Annotated in this window: 19 protein-coding genes; 7 read left to right on the top strand and 12 right to left on the bottom strand. The window is 55.5% G+C overall.

Annotated features, from left to right (window positions below; genetic code table 11):
• Positions 1-306 precede the first annotated feature (306 nt).
• The 4 genes from VJ369_RS06715 to VJ369_RS06700 form a co-directional block, all read right to left on the bottom strand.
• Complete coding sequence (locus tag VJ369_RS06715; protein ID WP_188687242.1) at positions 307-795, bottom strand: FBP domain-containing protein; 489 nt, start codon at positions 793-795, stop codon at positions 307-309.
• 339 nt (positions 796-1,134) lie between these two features.
• Entirely contained in the window at positions 1,135-1,959 is an 825-nt protein-coding gene (locus VJ369_RS06710) for a hydroxymethylpyrimidine/phosphomethylpyrimidine kinase (RefSeq protein WP_324091317.1), read from the bottom strand.
• Positions 1,960-1,995: 36 nt separating this feature from the next.
• Complete coding sequence (locus VJ369_RS06705) at positions 1,996-2,610, bottom strand: hypothetical protein (RefSeq protein ID WP_324091316.1); 615 nt, start codon at positions 2,608-2,610, stop codon at positions 1,996-1,998.
• A 186-nt stretch (positions 2,611-2,796) separates the two neighbouring features.
• Entirely contained in the window at positions 2,797-3,579 is a 783-nt protein-coding gene (locus VJ369_RS06700) for a TetR/AcrR family transcriptional regulator (protein ID WP_324091315.1), read from the bottom strand.
• Between the two features lie 303 nt (positions 3,580-3,882).
• Here VJ369_RS06700 and VJ369_RS06695 point away from each other — a divergent pair, with 303 nt between their 5' ends.
• The 3 genes from VJ369_RS06695 (at position 3,883) to VJ369_RS06685 (ending at position 6,941) form a co-directional block, all read left to right on the top strand.
• Complete coding sequence (locus tag VJ369_RS06695) at positions 3,883-4,593, top strand: queuosine precursor transporter (protein WP_324091314.1); 711 nt, start codon at positions 3,883-3,885, stop codon at positions 4,591-4,593.
• A 64-nt stretch (positions 4,594-4,657) separates the two neighbouring features.
• Positions 4,658-5,344, top strand: coding sequence for an ABC transporter ATP-binding protein (locus VJ369_RS06690; RefSeq protein ID WP_324091313.1), 687 nt, complete (start codon positions 4,658-4,660; stop codon positions 5,342-5,344).
• Positions 5,334-6,941, top strand: coding sequence for a DUF6297 family protein (locus VJ369_RS06685; RefSeq protein WP_324091312.1), 1,608 nt, complete (start codon positions 5,334-5,336; stop codon positions 6,939-6,941). Before VJ369_RS06690 ends, VJ369_RS06685 begins: the two co-directional genes overlap by 11 nt.
• An 87-nt stretch (positions 6,942-7,028) precedes the next feature.
• Here VJ369_RS06685 and tgt read toward each other — a convergent pair whose 3' ends face one another.
• Complete coding sequence (gene tgt, locus VJ369_RS06680; protein WP_324091311.1) at positions 7,029-8,321, bottom strand: tRNA guanosine(34) transglycosylase Tgt; 1,293 nt, start codon at positions 8,319-8,321, stop codon at positions 7,029-7,031.
• A 134-nt stretch (positions 8,322-8,455) separates the two neighbouring features.
• Here tgt and VJ369_RS06675 point away from each other — a divergent pair, with 134 nt between their 5' ends.
• Positions 8,456-9,547, top strand: a complete 1,092-nt coding sequence (locus tag VJ369_RS06675; RefSeq protein WP_324091310.1) for an FUSC family protein — start codon at positions 8,456-8,458, stop codon at positions 9,545-9,547.
• A 5-nt stretch (positions 9,548-9,552) separates the two neighbouring features.
• Here VJ369_RS06675 and VJ369_RS06670 read toward each other — a convergent pair whose 3' ends face one another.
• Positions 9,553-10,092: an NUDIX hydrolase family protein gene (locus tag VJ369_RS06670; RefSeq protein WP_324091309.1), complete on the bottom strand. Its 540-nt coding sequence runs from the start codon at positions 10,090-10,092 to the stop codon at positions 9,553-9,555.
• Positions 10,093-10,277: 185 nt separating this feature from the next.
• Here VJ369_RS06670 and VJ369_RS06665 point away from each other — a divergent pair, with 185 nt between their 5' ends.
• The 3 genes from VJ369_RS06665 to VJ369_RS06655 all read left to right on the top strand — a co-directional run bounded on the left by VJ369_RS06665 (position 10,278) and on the right by VJ369_RS06655 (position 13,461).
• Complete coding sequence (locus VJ369_RS06665) at positions 10,278-11,726, top strand: MDR family MFS transporter (RefSeq protein ID WP_324091308.1); 1,449 nt, start codon at positions 10,278-10,280, stop codon at positions 11,724-11,726.
• A gap of 279 nt (positions 11,727-12,005) precedes the next feature.
• Entirely contained in the window at positions 12,006-12,464 is a 459-nt protein-coding gene (locus tag VJ369_RS06660; protein WP_324091307.1) for a GatB/YqeY domain-containing protein, read from the top strand.
• 220 nt (positions 12,465-12,684) lie between these two features.
• Positions 12,685-13,461 (top strand): SDR family NAD(P)-dependent oxidoreductase, encoded by a 777-nt coding sequence (locus VJ369_RS06655; RefSeq protein WP_324091306.1) that lies wholly within the window; start codon positions 12,685-12,687, stop codon positions 13,459-13,461.
• On the opposite strand, the gene VJ369_RS06650 is transcribed toward VJ369_RS06655, so the two are convergent.
• From VJ369_RS06650 to VJ369_RS06625, 6 genes are all read right to left on the bottom strand, one after another.
• On the bottom strand, positions 13,458-14,357 hold the full coding sequence (locus VJ369_RS06650) for a hypothetical protein (protein WP_324091305.1): 900 nt from the start codon (positions 14,355-14,357) through the stop codon (positions 13,458-13,460). The genes VJ369_RS06655 and VJ369_RS06650 overlap by 4 nt on opposite strands.
• Before the next feature lie 103 nt (positions 14,358-14,460).
• Complete coding sequence (locus tag VJ369_RS06645; protein ID WP_324091360.1) at positions 14,461-15,468, bottom strand: pseudouridine synthase; 1,008 nt, start codon at positions 15,466-15,468, stop codon at positions 14,461-14,463.
• Positions 15,469-15,479: 11 nt separating this feature from the next.
• The gene (locus VJ369_RS06640; protein WP_324091304.1) at positions 15,480-16,295 is read right to left on the bottom strand and encodes a DNA-formamidopyrimidine glycosylase family protein; all 816 of its coding nucleotides are present in this window, start codon (positions 16,293-16,295) and stop codon (positions 15,480-15,482) included.
• Positions 16,296-16,318: 23 nt separating this feature from the next.
• Complete coding sequence (locus VJ369_RS06635) at positions 16,319-20,983, bottom strand: ATP-dependent helicase (RefSeq protein WP_324091303.1); 4,665 nt, start codon at positions 20,981-20,983, stop codon at positions 16,319-16,321.
• 40 nt (positions 20,984-21,023) lie between these two features.
• Complete coding sequence (locus VJ369_RS06630) at positions 21,024-21,326, bottom strand: transcriptional regulator (protein WP_324091302.1); 303 nt, start codon at positions 21,324-21,326, stop codon at positions 21,024-21,026.
• On the bottom strand, positions 21,310-21,774 hold the full coding sequence (locus VJ369_RS06625; RefSeq protein ID WP_324091301.1) for a hypothetical protein: 465 nt from the start codon (positions 21,772-21,774) through the stop codon (positions 21,310-21,312). Before VJ369_RS06625 ends, VJ369_RS06630 begins: the two co-directional genes overlap by 17 nt.
• Positions 21,775-21,782: the final 8 nt, after the last annotated feature.

The following is a 21,782-nucleotide window of genomic DNA, read 5'->3' as shown; positions in this document are numbered from 1 at the left end:
TCATATATCAAGGGGTTATTGAATAGTGATCTTTGGAAAAGGAATGTATTTTGCACTTGCTTCATATTCAAAACCGCGAATCACCAAGCAAAACAGCGCTTACGAAGCCCCTAGTGGCCGAGGACTTTTTAGATATTTTTAACCGATTGTTACCAGCGGGTAATGGTTTCGTCGCTTAGCAGCGTTCCCATATGCACAGAGCTCGCGGGGCTTAGCCGTGAATTAAGCAGAAGTGGGCGCAGCGTACTCTGCCAGAGCATGCTGCGCCCACTAGCTGAAATTCAAACCCGCTAACTGAAGTGGCGATTAAACACGGCCGATAAAACTGTTCACTCTTTCGTCGAGTAGCTCAATGCGTTCGGCAACAACTACCATCGGGTCAGGGTAAATTGCGTTCTTTGGAGGTGGAATGCGCACGTTGGTTGAGCATTCAAAGTTGGAACAAATCATGGTGCCCAAGGTGTCACCGTCGCGTCCGGGTTGGCCTGCCCGCCGGGTGCTGAATACCCCGACGTAGCAAGGAATATTCACATCTCGGCACATGTCACACATGGCCAAGCTGCTACGCTTTCGGGTCCCATCTGCTGAACGCAGCAAGAGCGCCCGCGTTTGGCCCGCGGCGTTGCTGTGAACAAGGTATCCACGCTGTGGCATTTTGGGATCGCGCCATCCAAGGTACTCAAGGTTTTCCCAGTCCAACGTCGCAAAATTCTCTGGCAACGTTAGTTTCTTCGTCTCACTGCGCGAGGCATTAACGAAGGCGGAGCGAATGGTCTTTTCTGTCAGTGGCTGCAAGGCAGGTCCTTAAAAATGTGCTGCGCGCATTGAGGGCGCAGGAAAGTCGTGTGGAAGAAGAATGTCCCATCAGCAACGAATTCACAGAAGGTAGCCTAAATAAGCACCAGAAACGCCGACGGCGTTGGGTGTGGAGTTTGGAAGCTACCCGTCCGTCGAGGGGACGAACGGGGCAGGTGTCAAAGTGGCTTGCATAGCCGACCTCCCTACCGCGTGCCCGGGCACACAACGTCTTGACAGTGTGAGCTCCAGAGTTAAATCTGGAGTCGTGATCTGTTAATCATAACAAAGGCCACATCCAAATGGATGTGGCCTTTGTCGCGTGCGGTGTCAGGCGTCTTAGCGCCGGCCGCCCTGCCAAAGTGCGTCGAAGGGTGTGTTTCCTGAGACACGGTTCCGAATGCCTTCGGTGACAAAGGCTTTCGCGGTGCGTGCAGCCTCCAGTGGGGTTGCACCCTTCGCTAATTCGGCCGTAACCGCGGCGGCCAGCGAGCAGCCGGCTCCGGACACGGCAACTTCGCCGATCTTCTTCTCGCGGAGTACTTCGAGTGTGGTTCCGTCGTAGAAGACGTCAATAGCGTCTTCGCCGGCGATACGTACGCCGCCCTTGGCGAGTACTGCTGCACCCGAAATCGCATGGATTTTCTTGGCAGCGGCAATGAGGTCTTCTTCATTGTCGATCGAAAGCCCGGAGAGCTGTTCTGCTTCGAAGTGATTCGGGGTAACGAAGCTAGCCAGCGGAAGTAATGTCGACTTCAGCGCTTGGTCAGTATCTAGCGCATGGCCTGGCTCCTGGCCCTTGCAGATCAACACTGGGTCAAGGAGTACGTTGTTCCATTTCTGGGACTTCAACGCGGTGGCGACGGTGTTGATCGTGGCTGGCGAGCCCATCATGCCGAGCTTGACGGTGCCAAGCTGACCTTCGTAACAAGTCTGGATTGCTTCGAGCTGATCTGCGATGACCTGCTGGTCTACTGGAACGAAGCGGTGGTTCCAAGAGTCCTTTGGATCAAAAGACACGATGCATGTCAGTGCAACGATGCCGTAGGTGCCGAGCTCCTGAAAGGTTTTAAGATCTGCTTGGGCCCCGGCGCCTCCGGTTGCTTCCGAACCGGCAATAGTCAAGGTCAGGGCTGGGCCTGAGGTATTTGATGTAGTAGTCATAGTCCCATTTGAAGGTAGTGCGGAATGTATTGGTGTTTAGCTTTGCTGCCAGATGCTGATACTAGTAGCTTTTGACCAGCCCTCGGTCATCGAATCGAGATGGTCGGAACTAGCAACAAGCAAGATCCACGGCAGGCCGTGACTGTAAGCAGCCCCGGCAAAGTTTGCCAGTACCGCACGACGTACCAAGTCCGGGTTGGTTGGCGCCTGCAAATCAGGGTCCGAAAGAAGCCCATAAGTTGAGCCGTAATGCATGCGTCCACGGGCTACAGGGCGGTCAAATTCAGCGACTTCGACCACGTCGTAATTGTCCATAGGTGCTTCAAAAACGCTTGAGGTTTCCGCGAGCTGTACTACTTGCTCAACATCATCTGGTTTTGCGGCCAGCAGATTCATTGAGGAAGTTTCATTCCAGCCCGCAGCTTTAAGCGATTCTGCAACCTCGGTATTCGGCGCCCCGAGCAAGATCAAGCGGCGGTACTCGCTATCGGGGCTCCAATCGCTGGCTGGCCAATAACGTAGCAGCTCTGGGTCATCACCATTGCTGTCAACGGAGCGTAACTGACCTGGACGCGGGAATGTGGCAATGCGATCGCGGAGCAGTGCATAACTCTCGGTCCACTGCGGCAGGGGAGTCGCGTTTCCGCTCATAGTGACTTTAGCTCCTAAACACCTTGAAAATAATGGATCAGCACCTTCGACTTTACGCCTTAAATATAGTGAATATGCAACGGCGTAGCCCGGGCGCCGAGAGGGACTTATCGTGAGCAAGCGCAGAGTCACTTCCGTGAGGTTCACGGAGCTGGAAAGGCTCGCGTGTGCCTGTTGAAGTGGCGACTAAGAGGCTTTGGCTCTGCTGGACCGGTGTTCAGAGGCAGATTCAACGGTCGAGGTCGTTCGTTCCTGTATGGAACCTGCGCCGGAATCCATGAGGGAGAGGACATCTTCAAAGAGTGAACGCACGACCGGCAGACGGCAGAGGATGGTGAATTTGCCAATAACCGGGGCGATGCTGCGCATCAGTGAACGCGAACGGCGCTGATTGGGCGAACTGTCATAGGCCCAAGTTGAAAAGATCTGCCGTGACAGTAACCAGAGAAAACGAGGCAAGTCACGCCGGATTGCCAGCGGAGGAAGCGGGCGCGCTCCGACGACAACGCTCTCCCATAGAGACATCTCGATCTGCGTGAGCTCGCTATTTTCGAGATCTCTTGAGAGTAAAACCTTGAGAAAGGATGGCCCGAAATCGTGGTATTTTTCCATCACCTGCACGCTGGCGTCGAAGACGATGCGGATATTCGCTTCTAAGGTGTTGCCTTCGTCGAGTTGTGCACTGCATATCTCAAATTGTTCGGTCCGTAGTGCGATGAGCAGTTCAAGAACTATGTCTTCTTTTGACCCGAAGTAGTAATAAGCGTGAGAAAGGGACACCCCGGCACGTAACGCGATAGCGCGCATGCTGGCGGCCTGATATCCGTCTTCGGCAAACGCGTCCAAAGCCGTGCGCAGTAGTTTGGCCTTGGTTTGTTGACCTTTGCCGGTGCGTGGCTGATTCAGCGGAGTTGGCTGGCTAAGAGTTCCCATACTCTTTGAGTGTATCCAATTTTTGAACGCGTTCAAAAAGCTCATCAAATTGCTGCAAATGATGCGGGCCGAGTCACGGCCATTTTTCTTTCCTCGAATTCATATTCTGAAGAATGCAAGGTGAGATGGAAGATTAAGTATTTTGTGCTTCAACAAACCTAGTTACCGTGAAGTAGGTCACGGAAGTGAGCTGAGGTCTTCATGGGATACTAACTAGGTAAGTGCTAATACAGCGGGACAGCGCTCCGGCACATCATGACAGGTCAGCAAGCCATGTTGATTAACCAGGTGTCGGTCCATGCGGAGTCTTGGCGAACCACTTTTAACTAGGAAATTTTCATGGGTGAACCGAACACCAAACCAATAAGTACCCGAGCCTCCAAAGCAATATTTGCGACGGCCGGATCTCCATATTTTTCTGCAGTGCTCGCGCTCATGGGCGCCATAGTCATACTCTCCAATATCGGAGCGTCAAAGGGCGTGATCATCGGACCGTTTATCACCGATGGCGGCTTCTTCCTCTTCCCTTTGGCCTACATTCTCGGCGACGTGATTTCGGAAGTCTATGGACTCAAAGCTGCTAGATGGTCCATCCTGGTCACGTTTGCACTCGCGTTCTTTGCGGTGTTCGCCTTTTGGATCATGATTCAACTGCCGTCAGCCGAATTTTACGACGGGCAAGAAGCTCTCGAACGTACCTTAGGACCTATCTGGCAGATCGTTCTGGCATCGGGGCTGGGCTTTCTCATCGGGCAGTTAGCCAACTCGTGGGTCTTGGTCCGGATGAAGCAACGCTTTGGTGAACGTGGACTGGTGGGCAGACTTATCGGGTCAAGTGGTGTCGGAGAGTTCCTCGATACCTTGATTTTTTGTGCCGTGGCGGCACCGGTCATCGGAATCACCGATACGCCTAATTTCATCAACTATGTAGCGGTCGGATTCGTCTACAAAACGGCGGTGGAGATCATCTTTGTACCGGTCACCTCATTGGTCATTCGCTGGTTCAAGAAACGTGAACCAAGTTATGCAGCACCCGCGCCAAGTGTCTAAAGTCGATTTTCAATCAGCAGTAGGGATGACAGCCAAGTTACCTCGCGCTCGCTAAGCTAAATAAATGAGCTCAGGCGACAGACAAATCGAAACCCACGAACTGCTGATTGGCTATGCCGGACAGGCTCTATGCGAACCAATTAGTTTCTCCGTGCAGACCGGAGCCGGAATGGGCATTATCGGCGCAAACGGGAGCGGTAAATCGAGCCTCATTAGGACCGTGTTAGGACTGCAACCAGCCGTTTCCGGGACTGTCATTTATTGTGGTTCCCCCTTAGACGAAGGTTCGGCGCGGTTTCGCCAAGAGGTCGCCGTCCAGGTCGCCGACGGTGTGTTTTTCGACGAGTTATCGGTGGCTGAACATCTTGAAATGGTGGCCCGTGGTCATCGGATCAAAGCGTGGCAGGCAGCCGTCGACGCCGAGTTAGAATTTTTTGAACTCACCCAGGTGAAGCAACGTCTACCCCAGGAGTTATCTTCTGGTCAGCGGCGCAAACTACTATTGGCGGCCGCCCTTATCCGCCCGGCGAGCTTACTCATTTTGGATGAACCGGAACAACGACTAGATCGGCGCATTCGAACTAAGCTCTATCGACGGCTTCGGCAAATGCGCGCCAATCGGGTAACCCTGCTCGTGGTTACCCACGACCCCCAGCTAATTCGTGAATGTCTTGGCGAGGTGGTCCTGTTGGACGGCGATCAGGTGCAAACACTTGGCGCGCAGTCAGGGGCGTTGTGGCTTGAACGTTAAACGAGGCCACGAGGTAGAACAAACCTATGACCCTAGACAACTGATCCGCACAGTCAAGAAACGTCGGGATCGCTCCGCCCGCATCGACGCATTCTCTGAGGGGTATATCTGGGTGCTGTTGGCGGTTGTTGCGCTGGTTTATTTGTTTAGCGCACTTTCCGGGGTGCTCTTCGCGCTGCAAGGTGCAGGTGGAAATGCAACGCAACTGCCCAGCGCAGTCTGGGACTTGCAAGATCTTACGGTGGCCCTGCTCCCAGTCCTACTGCTGGGGTGTTTCAGGGGTCTGCTTTACCTCGGTCCCTGTGGTCTTCGGCCCGACAAAGCCGCCTGGTGGTTACCACTAGCCGTGGATCTCAGCGGGATACGTAAACGTTCATTTTATAATGCACTTATCCTCGGTGCGCTGTTCAACAGTTTCATCGGAATCTTGTGGCTGGCAGGCCTCTTTACCGTTTCTGGTCGGTTTGAAGTTCAGGTATTCGTCTGTGCTTTAGTTTTCTTCGCTGTGATGGGTGCATTGCTCAGCGCGATTGCAACGCTAGTGCAAATAGCTGAGTGTGCGCGGTCAGTGCGCAGAATCTGTCGTCTGCTCTTGATGCTCTTCACTATGGGACTGGGCATTTCCTGGAGCCTGCTATTAACCGAGAACATCTGGGCTCAGGGCGCTTATGGACTACTTGGAGAACTGGCCTATGCCCCAGGATTCTGGGCCACAGGCTGCGTGGGTGCACTGCTGCTGGCAACCATAGTTATTTGGCAGGCAACGCGCAAAATAGACCAGGTTAAGGCCAATAGCCTAAGACTGGCTGGGCAGATACAGAATGAGCTTGTAGGTTCTTTGGCCCAGATGGAATTGAGCGGGATGCTGCCGGCCCCAGAATCGGCAGGTCCCCGAACAAGAAATTCTTGGTATCGACCACTGCGCCACCTGCCAGTGGTACTCCAGATCCTTTTGCTGCGGTACCTTCGCGGAAGATATTGGCGTGCACCGGGAAATTTGGTCTTGCTGACCGTCGCACTGGTTTTAGCGGTACGTTCCATCGCTAACCCACTGGCAGTGACCGGATTCTTTGTGTTGCTGTTATGGGTGCTTACGGAGAGCCTCGGACGCCTGAATCGCCCATTGGCCAATGCGCCAGGGCTGGCACAGATGTTGGGCCTGCCACGCACAGCCTTGGTCCGCCCGGCCATTGGATTCACGCTGTGCGTGATTCTCGTAATTTTGAGCATCTGTTCGTTGCTTCCGCTAGCACTGGGCATGATCCCTCCGGCAAACCTTGGATTTTGGATCCCCGGCGTATTGGTGGCCGGCAGTGGCACTAGTGCTGCTGCCTGGGGCCGGGCTACGCGTGGAGAACGTGACTGGGAAGCACTGATTCTTGGTGCCAGCAACGAGATACACACCGGTTCGCTGATGCTTATCGAACTTCGGTATTTCCTTCAAGCAACAGTCTCGGGGCTGCCCTTGATCTTACTTTTGCTTACACCAATCGCGGCCGTGCCATGGGGAATCTGGGCGTTAGGATTGCTGTGCACTTACCCGGGGTACGCGGCATTACGAAGAGCCGGCGAATCAGCAACCGCTCACGTCCGGTAACTCACGGCCAACAAAGCGCAACGGCGGGTATCGATGATTACTGAAATTCATCGATACCCGCCGTTGCCCGAAAATACAGTTAAGAGTTTAGGCAGGCAGCCCTTGCGGATCGGGGTTGCCGGCGTAGTACTCTGACATGACCTTTGCCTTCAGTTCAAAGAAGCTACCGTCTTCAATAGCGTTGCGTGCCGCATCTACCAGGCTGACAGTGAAGTGCTCGTTGTGGATGGAAATGAGCGTGTGGCTGAGCAGTTCTTTGGACTTGTGCAGGTGGTGAATGTAGGCGCGCGTGAAGTTCTGGCAGGTGTAGCAAGAGCAGTCTTCAACCAATGGGGTGAAGTCGCGTTTGTACCGGGCCCCGGAGAGGTTAAACCGTCCGTGTGGGGTGTAGAAAGCGGAGTTTCGGGCCACACGAGTGGGAGAGACACAATCAAAAGTGTCTGCACCATTCTCGATAGCCGTGAAAATATCATCTGGCTCGGAAATTCCCAACAGGTGACGTGGCTTGTTTTCCGGAAGTTCTTCGGAACACCACCCCACGATGGTGCCAAGGTTTTCTTTCTCGAGGGCTCCACCAATACCGAAACCGTCAAAAGCCATTGCCCCGAGATCCTGGCACGCCTTACGGCGCAGATCTTCATATTGAGCACCCTGAATCACACCGAAGAGCGCTTGATACTCTTTGCCCGCACGTGAATCGGTCAGCGCAAAATGCTCAGCAATGCAACGTTGAGCCCACAAACGAGTACGTTCCAGGGATTCCACCTGATAACCGCGGGAGTTCTGTAAGGTGGTCAGCTCGTCAAAAGCGAACATGATGTCGGCACCAATCTGGTGCTGGACATTCATCGAGATTTCTGGGGAAAAACGGTGTTTGCTGCCGTCAAGATGGGACTTGAACCAGACCCCATCATCGTCAACATTTGCTAGGCGTTCCTTGCCGGGGGCAACCGCATCATCCGGGCCAGACTGATCCACGGATTTCATATCGATGACCTTTTTGAAACCTGAGCCGAGGCTCATTACCTGGAAACCACCGGAATCGGTGAAGGTAGGCCCCTCCCAGCTCATGAACTTCCCGAGGCCACCAGCCTCATCGAGGATGTCGGAACCTGGCTGCAGGTAGAGATGGTATGCATTGGCAAGCACCGCTTGCGCGCCGAGCTGTTCAACCTGCACCGGAGTTAGCGCCTTGACGGTGGCTTTGGTGCCGACCGCAATAAAGGCAGGGGTCTTGATTTGGCCGTGCGGGGTATTGATCACGCCGGTACGGCCCAACATCGGCTCACCCTCCGGAGAGGTCAGGCGTGTACCCACCTCAAAACCGAACTCGGTTTGGCGGGAATGCGGGGTGCTGGGGTTAAAGTTCTTCTCGGACACGTAACCAGTGTGCCGTATCAGGTGCCGGGTGAGGAAAACGACAGCCCAAAAGTGAGCCAAAACCTAGCGTTCGACTTGGTCAAAGGCGAATAATTCAGTTAACAGCACTGTGTCGTAAACGACGGAAGGATCTAGTGAATTTCCAAAATTTTAAGGAATCCGCACGTTCCTTGGTGACCTTGGGTCCAGCTCGGAAAGATCACTGGATCGGACTACGCACAGGTATCGGCGTCTTCGCGCCGCTGATCTTCTTATTACTTATAGACCGATTAGACTTGATGGTCTTTGTAGTCTTTGGTGCGTTCACCGGAGTATACGGTCGTGTTGATGGGTACTGGAATCGGTTGCGCATGCAGACACGTTCAGGAGTGCTGTTCTTTATCGTGATCGGTTTGGCGTTATGCGCCTCAAACTTCTGGATTGACCACGATAACCCCGAGCTCAAGGCCTGGCAGGTTGTCGGAGCTACAACCTTGATAGCGGGCATTTGTTCGGTGGTCACCGGATTTTTGCGTTTGCGGCCCGGCGGCTCGCTGTTTCACATCTTCGCATTCGCCGCGATTGCCTCGATTGCTAAGCCAGCGCCCTTTGGCGACGCCATGGCTGCTGCGGCTGCGACTATTCTGCTAGCGCTGATTATCGGTGCAAGTGGCGCCTTAGGGCAGTGGTCAAGTCTGTGGAAACGTACACCCTTGCCGCCGCTGTCAGATAACGTACGCAAAGCGATCTGGTGGGAGGGCTTGTTCTACGTGCTCACCGCCGGCGTAGCTGGCGCATTAGCGAATATCGTCGGCAGCCAGCTTGAAGCTGGCCATAATTATTGGGCAATGGTCGCCGCTGTGGTGCCGCTGGCAGGTCACACGACGGCTCTGCGCGTACGTCGTGGCGTACACCGTGTGCTCGGCACGCTGGCCGGCATGTTGCTCATTGCACTGCTTATTGTGCTGAACCCAGCGATGTGGATCCTCGTGGTCTTTATTGGGCTATTCCAGTTCTTGGCCGAAATGCTGGTAATGCGCAACTACTTCCTTGCTCAGGTATTTATTACCCCGCTGGCGCTGGTAGGCACCAGTCTGATCACCGGGCTGTCCACCGCGGTGATGTATGACCGTGTTGTTGAGACGGTCATCGGTTCCGCGGTGGGCATCCTGGGTGTGCTCGTTGGTAGCTGGTTCGGCAAGCGCATGCGCCGGCGTCTAGGTATTCCCGAGCAAGGTCAGAAATAATCTACTTAGATATTGATTCCGACATGGGCTAATGCCTGCCGGAGAATATTTTCTCTACCCCCGGCGAACTCACCTTGAATGTCTTCGCTCAGGGCTTCGGCAGGGGAGAGCCAGGTCAGCTCGAGGGCGTCCTGACGCGGAGTTGATTCGCCACGCACCGGGACGATATAGCACATCGCTACGGCATGCTGACGGTCGTCGGTCAGTCCAGTTTCACTGGGTGAGGGGAAATACTCAGCAACGGTGAATGGTACCGGAGAGGCTGGCAGCTGGGGGAGAACCATGGTGCCCAGATCCTTTTCGATGTGACGGATCAACGCCGCCCGAATCGTTTCTCGGTACATCACGCGGCCGGAAACGAAGGTGCGTAACATCTGCCCCGACTCATCGCCGGTGAGAAGCAAACCTACCTCGTTGACATAGCCCAGCGGATCGAGGCGCACGGGGATAGCCTCAACATAGAGCATCGGAAGACGTTGGCGGGCTTCGTGGAGATCTTCTTCGTTGAGCCAGCCTGGATATGGGTCGGGCGTACGCACATTCATAGAACCATCTTCATACATATTTGCGTCACTGTGGTGCACTTCCCGCTGTGTTGCGTAATTCACTGCCAATGGGCACCACCGGCTCTGGTGCGTTAAAAGGACGAACTGTAGGATTAGTTGAGCCGTTTCACCCTATTTCGGCGGCTTGTCTCCCCCCCGACTTCTCTCGGAAGCAGTGTCCTGCCTTGACGAACGCCCCAGAGCGCTTGAGCAAAAAGAATTTCACCACGATTGCGGTACTGATCGTCTCCAGCTTCGTGGTCATCCTCAACGAAACCATCATGAATGTGGCATTGCCTGTGCTGATGGTCGAATTTGACGTCACCGCTGACGCGATCCAGTGGTTGGCAACTATCTTCATGCTCACCATGGCCGTAGTCATTCCAATGACAGGCTTCCTTTTGCAGGTGCTGAGCACCCGCAAGGTCTTCCTACTGGCGATGGGCCTGTTCGCGTTGGGTACCACCCTGGCCGCTATAGCACCAGGTTTCGGGGTACTGCTGGTAGCCCGCGTCATTCAAGCCTGCGGCACCGCGGTGATGATGCCGTTGCTGATGACCACAATCCTTGACCTAGTTCCTCCGGCACGCCGCGGCGTACTGATGGGCAACGTGTCCATCGTCATTTCCGTAGCACCAGCCATTGGCCCGACGCTGTCCGGCTTGATTCTGCAGTACCTGTCCTGGCGTTTCATGTTCATCGTGATCATTCCAATCGCTATCCTGGCGCTGGTTATTGGCACCCCACGATTGGGTAATGAATCCGGGCAGGCAAAGACCCCGCTGTCCGGGCTGTCAATCTTGTTGGCCGTTCCGGGCTTCGGCGGCATAGTCTTCGGACTGAGCCGGTTGTCGGCCGGTGGAGCCTCGGCACTAAATGTGGGAATCCTTATTTTTGCGGTGTTGTGCTTGGCCGCATTCGCCTTCTTACAGAGCCGATTGCAGCGTGAAGATAAAGCGCTTTTGGACCTGCGCCCACTGACTTACCGCGATTTCACGCTCTCATTGGTGCTGATGATGTTCGCTATGGTGGCCTTATTCGGTGTGATCATTCTGCTTCCAATGTTCTTCACCAATGTACTTGGAATGGAGACGCTGACTACCGGATTGATCATGCTTCCCGGAGGCTTGCTGATGGGTGTATTAGCGCCATTTGTCGGCAGAATGTACGACAAGGTTGGGCCTCGGCCGCTGGTAGTTCCCGGTGCGCTGGTGCTCACCGCGGTGTTGCTTGCCTACGCATTGATTCTGGATTCCACCACGCCAATCTGGCTCTTGGTACTCCTGCACCTGGCAATGAGCCTAGGTATGGCACTGATCTTCACCCCGGCCTTCACCACGGCACTCAACCCACTGCCACACCACTTGCACTCCCATGGTTCGGCCCTGCTCTCAACCCTGCAACAGCTTGGTGGCGCGATGGGCACGGCGTTGGTAGTAGGCGTCGTGGCTGCGACCACTGCTTCAAAGCTTGCCGCCGGAAGCGACAAGCTTGTCGCAACGGTGGAGGGCTTCGCCCCAGGATTCTTCGTGGGAGCTGCCTGCAGTGTGGGTATCCTGGTCATTGGATTCCTGCTGGGTGGCAAAAAAGAGCTTGTGGCTCAAGAGCCTGAAAATACTCCGGCGATGCACTAATCCAGTTTATATGGCGGTGTCATTGGCCATCGGTTTCCGGGTTTCCCGGAAACTGGTGGCCATTTCCGTCTGAGTAAAAGCGAGGTATCCATGACGCCGCTGGGACGGCCTGCCGCGATGGAAAAGCTGGTTGGCTCATTCAAATGAGCGGTTTAGAGGCCCAGAGCTGAAGCGCTCATACCGGACGTACGGGTTTTAATGGCAGTACCTAAATACCTGACGAACAGGAATAGTGTTGACGTATACACCAGCGTCTCACTCCGAGGAATAGGAAAGAAAATGTCACTCAAAGAGCAGCTTCGAACAGACAGCATCACGCAGCTGAAGGCAGGAAACAAGATGGAACTAACCACCTTGCGCAATGTCTTGGGCGAAATTGAGACTCGTGAAAAGTCTGGCAAGACTCCTACGGAACTAAACGACGCCGAGGTGGAAGCGCTCATCCGCAAGCAGGTTGCTAACCGCCATGAAACCGCGAAGACCTACACCGACAAGGGAATCGCCGATCGCGCTGCGGCTGAAATGGCAGAGGCAGCGTTCCTTGAAGGATATTTACCTCAGGCATTAAGCGATGATGAGGCTCGTTCAATCGTTGATTCGGTAATGGCTGAGTTATCTGCCGAGCGTGAGCTGACCATGAAAGATATGGGCTCCGCAATGAAGCTAATCAATGCTCAGGTTGCTGGCCGCTACGACGGTAAAACCCTCTCGACTCTTGTTCGCGCAAAGCTAGCCTAACAATGTGATTGGCGGTCGGAAGATAAACTTCTGACCGCCAATTTTTTTGGTTAACCTATCTGGCAAGGGTCTGCACCGGTATTCATTGAGTATCTTGCGCAACCGGTAGGGATCCAACAACGTCCCAGGCGTTTAACCATCTCAACTAACGGATACTTCTCAAATCTTCCAGCGGAGGTTAGGCTAAATTTCAAGTCAACAACGCTCAAAAGGGGATTTGATGGAACTGCGAGATACCGTCGCGCTCGTCACCGGAGGACTATCCGGTTTGGGACGAGCCACTGCACAAAAACTTGCCGAGAATGCCACGCACGTGGTGGTGCTGGATCTTCCTCGTGAAGATGGTGATGAAATTGCGGCCCAGATTGCTGCAAATGTTCGCTATGTTCCGGCTGATGTGACCCAAGCAGAGGATGTGGCTGCTGCGGTGCAACGAGCCACCGAACTCGGACACCTGAGAACCGTGGTGAACTGCGCAGGTGTTGCCACTCCAGGCAAGGTGCTCGGACGCGAGGGCGTTATTCCACTGCAGAAGTTCGCTAAGGTCCTTGAAATTAACGTCACCGGTACCTTCAACGTGGTACGTCTGGCGGCCGAAGCTATGGCGCATAGTGACGCGGTAGTCGACGCAAACGGCACCAGCGAGCGCGGAGTGATTATCAATACCGCGTCGGTGGCCGCCTTTGATGGTCAGATTGGTCAGCCCGCCTATGCTGCTTCTAAGGGTGCGGTAGCCGCAATGACGCTTCCATTGGCCCGCGAACTGGCAGCTCACCAAATTCGAGTGATGACGATAGCGCCGGGAATCTTCCACACGCCCATGATGGATGGATTGCCGCAAGCAGCTCAGGATTCGTTAGGTGCGCAGGTGCCCCATCCGTCCAGGCTGGGACGTCCCGAGGAGTACGCGGACCTAGTGGCGCACATTGTTGCTAACCCAATGCTCAACGGTGAGACAATCCGCCTCGATGGTGCCATCCGGATGGCGCCGCGTTAAGCTTCGGCGCTAAGCCCGCGCTGGATCCGATGTTCTGCGTGAGCTATGTGGAAGCGTCGGCTTTCGGCACAGATAAACACGATCATCGTCATGAAGACCAGTAACGCGGCAAACCACAAAGGTGCGCTGTCTTGGCGCCAAGCACTGAACGCGGCCGATAACATGCCGAGGCCGAAACCCGCGGCGAAGGCGTGACGGCCGCGTTCTGTCTGCGCGAACACAACCGCCAATAGTGACACCGCAACACTTAAAATACTGATCCACAGTAAGTGTCCTGGGCTGTTCCAGCCAGCGGCAGAGAGCCACAGCTGCACGGTGAATACCAACGAAAAACCACTGAATAAACTCACGGGTAGATCGGTGGCGATGCGCTCTAAATGATTGCGCGCGGTCTGTCGATTCATGTGGAGCATGCCATACAACCCAAGGCCGGTAGCCAAGGTTGCAAGTATCGCTCCTGGCCAAAGCAAAAAACCGGCGGTAAAGGTCAGCGCGCAGGCCATCAACGCTGTGGCCGACAGACCATAGACGGTGATGGCTCGTTGCCTCCGCGAGGAAAGCTGATGCGGCAACGCCGAATAAATGGCGCTGGCGATCATCAGCACCGCAATAGCTGGCCAGATGAATGCCAAAATTTGCGAGGTGTTCAAAATATCTGTTGAGGAATTAAAACTGGTATCCAGCGCGGCGTTTAAGGAAGTAATCAGCAAGAGGACCGCGGCCAGTCCAAAAAGTCCGGAACGAACCTTGTCAAAGGTCTCTACCGCAGGATTAGGACGACGGTCAGGAGCGGCGTAAGGCAATTGCAGGCTCTGTTTTTGTGAGGCCGCGGCAATAGCCTGTTGGGCTGAGTCCACAAGCGAACGTAAATTCTCGGTGGGCTGCGGCTCTGCCATCGGTTACCGTCCTTAGCTGTGTGCTTCAAAAACCCAGACGCTGCTCGTCAGGTGTGTGCAACAGCCTAGGATAATCCACTGGCTTTTAGAAGAGGGGCTTGGTCTAAGGCGCTTCTATTAGACGTTGGTGCGAGCTGAAAGTACGCGGTTTTCCGGTGAGTGGGTCGGTAAAAGAAATTGTGTGGGCCAGTAACTGTAATGGACGTGAGTAATCGTCTGGAGCCAGGTCCCACAGTCGCGGGTAGAACGCATCATTGATGATGCCCAGCCCCAGAGAAGCTAGATGGACACGTAACTGGTGGGTTTTGCCGGAGAGCGGGTCTAGCTCCATCAGGGCAACTTTTAAGCCCGCATGATGACCTTTGCTAGTACCGACGGCGCCCAAAGAAATTTTGGTTTGTGCGTTGGGTATGCCCTCTTCAACCGAGGAACGAAGCTGGCCCTTGAGCTTGGCCATCCTGTTTTCAAAGACTAGAGGCATTGACTGCAATAGCGCATGCAATTCTTGGGCAGTGCGCACGTGGGGGTGCTCTCCATTAGCTTCAAGTACCCGACCGGTCTCTAGATCTGCTCCAGGTTCCAGGGCAACGACCGCCTGATATTTTTTGGAGATTTTTCGATTTTCAAAAAGCATTTGATATGCGCCGCGAGTTTGCGGATTTGCCGCGAATAAGATTACCCCGGCGGTGGCCCGATCTAACCGGTGCATGGGAACCAGATCGGGGTTTCCTACTTGGTTGCGCAGGCGGACCAACGCGGATTCCTGGATGAACCGACCGCCCGGAGTGGAAGGCAAAAAATGCGGTTTGTCCAAGGCTATGAGGTGCTCATCTTGATGCAAGATTTTTGCTTCAAAGGGAATCGGGGTTTCCGCCGGTAAGGAGCGGTAATACCAAATGAACTCGTGCTCGCCCAGTGTGGTGTTGATATTCAATGGAACCCCACCGAGCCCAACGATCTCCTGCTCATCAAAACGACGCATAAGACCTTCCGGATCTACATGGCCGAAACGTTCCAGCAGGTAGTCTGCGACGGTGTCCCACGGACCGTCTTTGGGCACACGCAAACGTGTTGCGTTGACGCCGTTACGTACCGGGAGTGGGGAGAGCATAGCCATAAGGGCTATTCTTTCATTTCCTGGCACGCGGGGCAGTAATAGCAGTCTCGTTCTTGCCCGGTATTCTGCGCGGCGAGTTTAAACAGTTGAATTTTAGTTCCGCAACGCAGACACGGTTTTGCTGCACGCCCATAAACCCATAGTGGCTCTCTACTGTGCGGATCTCCAGTAGTAACCCTTCTACCTCGATCTTTGTTGACCTGCAGTAGCCGGTGGGAGAGCTCAATGATCCGCGCTAAATTCTCGAGTCTGCCTACCGGCATCAATGGGTGGGTCCTGGCTAGAAACAGCACTTCACACCGGTATACGTTACCGATTCCAGCCAGCAACCGTTGGTCCAACAAGGCGTCGCCAATGCTTCGCTCGGGGTCAGCCAGCAGATTCTTTCTCGCCTGCTCTGGATCCCAATCGGCGCCTAATAGGTCTGGTCCAAGGTGGCCGACTAGTTTCTGCTCGTGGTCGGTGGGAATCAAATCCACCTGGGCAATATCAAAACCGACGGCAGTGGCAGATTCGGTATACAGCACGACTCGGGCCGTATGCGCTGGACGTTTCCAACGCTCGGCAGGGCCATACACATCCCAGCGGCCCTCCATCAGCAAATGAGAATGCAGGGTCACCGGTTCAAATTCGCTCCCTGACGGTGGCACTAGGCGCATCAGCAGATGTTTGCCTCGCGGGCGGACCTCGTCAATCGTATAGTCTCTGAGATCTGTCGTGGCTAATTGAGGAACTCGAAAGTCACTGCGAAGTAGCTTGCGGCCGGCCAAGGCTAGATGCAACCGAGCGGTGGCTCGATAGACGGAATCACCTTCGGGCATGAACCCTCCTGAGCTTGTAGTGGTTACCGGCGGAACCGAATTCCTTGTGGTGTGGAATAAAATCCTGCGGAAAGTAATGGAGCCGCCAGCGGATGCGAACTGACCGATTCGCCGTTGACCGTGGCAATGGCAATCTTGTCTACCTTTGCGGTGCGCAACGCCGCCACCAGTTCAGAGGCAAGTAGCTGCCACCCATCTTCTGAATGATGACCAAAGGTTAGTACGGTTCGGCCTCCACGTTCCAGATAGAAGCAGAGCGAACCATCGAGAAATCCGACTAAAGCGCCAGCCTTACGCCCCGGCCGGTGCCCGGTATCGCCCACCGGCCAAGGTAATGCTCCACCATAGGGATTCGCCGGGTCTGTGGAAGCTAAAACAGTGGCAGTGGATTTGCGGCGTGGATCATCTGGCAACACAAAACCGCGTAAACGGTCGATGGTGTTGGAAGTGGAGAACTGGGCGGCGCCGAGCTTCTCGATGAAGTATCCGCGGCGGGCATGGCCCGCTTCTTCGAGTTTGGACAGCACCCGGTATAGCTGGCCAAATCCTCCGGGCACCGCCTCGGCAGCGACCGAACCCCGGGTGAGTACCCCATAGCGTTCTAAGAGCACCTCGGCGGTGGCATGGGCGGCGATGGTCGGGTCTGTGACCGGAGACGGGAGTAAAGCCCACCTTGCACCACCACGCAGTGAGCGAGCGGACTGCCCTGCTTGTTCGCGAGCCAAACGGTTTAACCCCGACAGCCTGTTAAGTCTTGCCGCGCGTGCCCGTGGGGCCGGCTTAGCGATTTTATGCGCGGTGCTGCCACCGGCAAGGTAACCACGCACCGGGGTGAGCGTGTCCGGGGAGATGAAACCGGCCCAGAACAGGTTCCAACAGGACTCGGTAATTTCTTGATTGTTTGGTGGAACCTCTTCGCTATGCTGTAGCAGCGCCGCAATTTCTTCGGTGAAATAAGCGCCGGTACTTTGAAATGAATTCAGCACCTTTAAGTCCAGCGCGCTCAACTCGCCGGTATTTCCTCCGGGAAGGGTGAGCGCCGCATGCTCGGCGGTGTGCAGCGACAGCCATCCGTCCTTGCCTCCCGCGGCGCCGGCACCACAAATCAGCACATCACCTGAGCTGGTTAATTCATCTAACCAAGCACTCTGATAATTACGCAGTCGTGCTGGAAGAATGAAGGACTCAAGTGCCGAGGCAGGAAGATCTGCGCCTGCTAATTGAGCAATCACTTCGTAGACTCCATCGCTTCCGGTCAGCTGGGACCCGATCTGCTGCCAGGCGGGCAAGAACCGGGCATAGGTGGCTTGGTCTACCGGTTCCACCTCGGCACGCAAAGCCGCTAACGAGCGGGTACGGATAGTGCGCAAAACCTGAATATCGGTATATTCATCCCCGGAAATACCTTCCGGGACTAGCTCTAAAGGACGGAAAGCTCCTAGCGATAATCGTCCGGCGGCCACGAGCTGGTCCAATACCGGACGCAACATCGCAACACCGAGTCCCAATGCTGCTGCTAATTCGCCGGCCGTAAAAGGCGTGTGCGTGCGCGCATACCGAGAGACCAAATCCTGAACCGGCTGTGTTGCGGGTTCCAAGAACGAGGCGGGAATTCCAGTAGGTAGCGGAGTGCCTAAAGCATCACGAAGATTAGCGGCATCTTCGATGGCCGCGTAAGAGTGCTGGCCTCCCAAACGTAGGGTGAATGCGCGGCGGGTGGCCACCAAAGCTTCGGCGTGGATTCTCGCGCTCTGCTCATCGAGTGCAGCATCGTCGTGTTCCGGATGGCGTAAACGCAGTGCAAGCTGGGCTGCGCTCATCGGTCCGAGCAGACGCAACAGATCCGCCACTCCTTCGACGCCGCTGAAGCGACGGGTCGGTGCGAGATGTTGCAACTGGTCTCCAAGCTGCGCGATCACCTGTGCTTCAAGTACCTCGCGAACGTCGTTGCGGCCCAGAAGTTCACCAAGCAGCACCGGGTCCAGGCTAAGTGCCGCGGCACGGCGCTCAGCCAAAGGCGCATCAGACTCATAGAGGAACTGCGCCACGTAGCCAAAGAGCAAAGATTGTGCGAATGGGGACGGGAGTTCTGTTTGTACCTCTACCAGCCGGATGGCGCGGGAAGATACTTGGGAGAGGATTTCACGCAGCGCAGGTAGGTCATAGACGTCGTTCAGGCATTCACGCACGGTTTCCAAGATGATCGGGAAGTCCGGGTAGTTACGCGCTACGTCCAGCAGCTGACTGGCGCGTTGGCGTTGCTGCCATAAGGGGGTGCGTTTGGTGGGATTGATTCGTGGAAGCAGTAAAGCACGCGCGGCACACTCACGGAAGCGGGCAGCAAATAACGCCGAGTTCGCTACCTGGGAGGTGACCACGTCAACGATTTCATCGGCTTCAAACGCGAAGAGTTCAGCCCCTGGCGGTTCGTCATCCATCGCGGGGATGCGTAAAACAATCCCGTCATCGGCGGCCATTGCTGAGGCGTCCAGCCCCCAGCGTTCACGTACCCGGGCCCCGATCGCTAAAGCCCATGGTGCGTGGACGGCCAGTCCGAAGGGGGAATGCAGCATGACGCGCCAGTCGCCTAGTTCGTCGTGGAAGCGTTCGATGACAAAGTTTTGATGGTTCGGCACCTGACCGGTGGCGCGTTGTTGGTCGCCTAAATAATTCAACAGGTTATTAGCGGCGTACGAGTCCAGTCCGTTATGTTCCAGCCGTAAGGTGGCCTCCCCTCGTTCTTCGGCGAGCAGCCCAGCGGTAAATTTACCTAGCTCGGCGCCCAGCTCTACCGGGCGGCCCAGCCCATCACCGTGCCAGAACGGTAGTTTGCCTGGCTGGCCGAAGGCCGGGGTGACAAGCACCCTGTCGTGGGTGATGTTCTCAATACGCCAGCTGGTAGCACCGAGTGCGAAGACGTCTCCCACCCGGGATTCATAGACCATTTCTTCGTCGAGTTCGCCCACTCGTTTAGGGGCCTTGTCATCTTCCGAGCCGGCGAGAAATACACCGAATAGTCCGCGGTCCGGGATGGTGCCCCCGGAAATCACCGCAAGGCGTTGGGCTCCGGGGCGTGCGGTGAGAGTTCCAGCGTCACGGTCCCAGACCAGTCGTGGCTTCAATGTGGCGAACTCATCGGAAGGGTACTTGCCCGAGAGCATATCTAAGGTGGCGAGGTAGACGCTGCGTGGCAGCTGCTGGTAGGGGGCGGCCCGGCGAACCGTATCAAACCAGGCTTCGACGTTGAGTTCATCCATGGCGACCGCTGCGAGCGTTTGCTGGGCCAGCACATCTAGCGGATTGGCGGGGATAACCATTTTTTCAATGGCGCCATCTCGCATACGGGTGACTACAAGCGCGGTGGAGAGCAGATCTGCGCGGTGTTTGGGGAAGAAAATACCCTTGGAAACGGAACCCACCTGGTGTCCGGCACGTCCGACACGTTGTAATCCGGAGGAGACGGAGTTGGGGGATTCGACCTGAATGACCAGATCAACTAGTCCCATATCGATACCCAGTTCCAGTGAACTGGTGGCAACTACCGCGCGTAGCCTGCCGAGTTTGAGGTCTTCCTCGATTTGAGCTCGCGAATCTTTGGACACCGAACCGTGGTGCGCTCGCGCGAGCAGTGGCGCTTGCGGGTCGCTGGGCGCCGAGGATCCGGCCTGCGCCATCATTACCGCGGGAGTTGTATTGGAAGTATTTTCGGTTGAAAACCCTTCACGTTCGGCGTAGATCTCGTTGAGCCTGCCGGTGAGCCTTTCGGCTAACCGGCGCGAATTCGCGAAGATAATTGTCGAGTGGTTGGCCAGAACCAGATCAACGAGTTGGTTTTCCACATGCGGCCAGATGCTTGCCCCCGCGGTGGGCGAGGAACCAGGACCGAGGTCGTGGGCACCTGCCGCAGCCGGCAGGTCTGTCATATCTTCTACCGGAACGCGGACCGCTAGTTCCCATTTTTTGGTGGATTTAGGGCGCACAATATTTGCTGGGGCAGAACCTGCAAGGAATCGAGCTACTTCTTCGGGTGGCTCAACGGTGGCTGAAAGCCCAATGCGTTGGGCCGGCACCGACAATAATGAATCGAGGCGTTCTAAAGATAAAGCTAAGTGGGTGCCGCGTTTGGAACTAGCGATTGCATGCACCTCATCGATGATGACGGTGTGCACATTCGTCAAGGTCTGCCGTGCCTGGCTGGTCAGCATCAGGTACAACGATTCGGGTGTCGTGATCAGAATGTCCGGCGGGTTTTTTAGCAACTGCCTGCGCACGTTCGGGGGAGTGTCCCCGGAGCGTACCCCCACCGAAACCGAGGGTTGAGAGATTCCCAGGTCATGGGCGGTGGCGCGGATTCCGGCTAGTGGGGAACGCAGGTTGCGTTCAACGTCCACGCCCAGAGCCTTGAGCGGTGAAATATAAAGCACCTTAGTGCCCGAACCGGAACCTTGGGTGGTTTCAGGTTCCAGCCCTGGCAGCGCTGGTTTGGGAACTTCGGCTTGGTGAAGCCGGTCTAATGCCCAGAGGAACGCCGCTAGGGTTTTACCCGAACCAGTGGGCGCGATGACCAGCGTGTGGTGGCCGCTGGAGATTGAATCCCAGGCGCCGACTTGGGCTGCCGTTGGTTCGGTGAAAACGTCAGTGAACCACTGACGGGTCGCTGCGCCAAACCTGGAAAGAATCTCGTTCATGGAATTGATACTACGTCGTGGGGACCGACAAGAAGTGGCATTATTCGCCAGCCGTAATTTCACGTAAGGCTGCCACGTGCCCTACGTACGCGTCCCGACCTGCCCTGGTTAAGGAGACGCGCATATGGCTGCGGCCGAGCTTAGTGAATCGTTCGATTTGGAGATAACCGGTGTCGGTAAGTTGCTTCAGATGTTTGCTGAGTACCGAGTCGGCAACGTTCAAAGCATCACGGAGGTGCGCGAACTCTGCCCATTGCACCGGCGCAAGGCTGGCGCAGATGCGCAGCCTAATCGGTGCATGGATCAGCTCGTCGAAGCGTGCCGCGTTAGCTTGCTTGTTCATTCCCATCCTTGATGCGAGAAGTGATCGTTTCACGGCGCATGACCCAGAACGCGGTGGTAAGCACCGCGAATAGTGCCACGAACTTGAGTGCGACAAGCAACCAGGTCTGCGGAATCCAGAAATTACCGAACTGCATCCCAGCGAGCATGACAAAGACACCAAGCATGTATTTGCCGGAGTGTTTCAGTGCCGGCCGGGATTTTGCGCGCTTGCGAGACCAAAAGATGTACCAAACCAACACGGGCAAGAAAAGTAGCAAAGACCAGTACCAGAGTGCTGAATTGATGACTCCGTAAAGTGAGAAGATCCCTGCCCAGATCAATGTCAAGCTCAGTAAGAATCCAAATGGCGGCTCTGTGGCTCTCACGCTGGCAGTGGATGCTGCCTCGGCTTGAGCGAGAAGTGCTTTGGCATCATGCGCTGGCGGAGTCTGTGATGACTGGTTCATGGTTTCCT

Source organism: Glutamicibacter sp. (genome assembly GCF_035257265.1).
GTDB lineage: Bacteria > Actinomycetota > Actinomycetes > Actinomycetales > Micrococcaceae > Glutamicibacter.
Note: the sequence above shows the minus strand (reverse complement) of the source record. Positions and strands in the feature narration are given on the sequence as shown.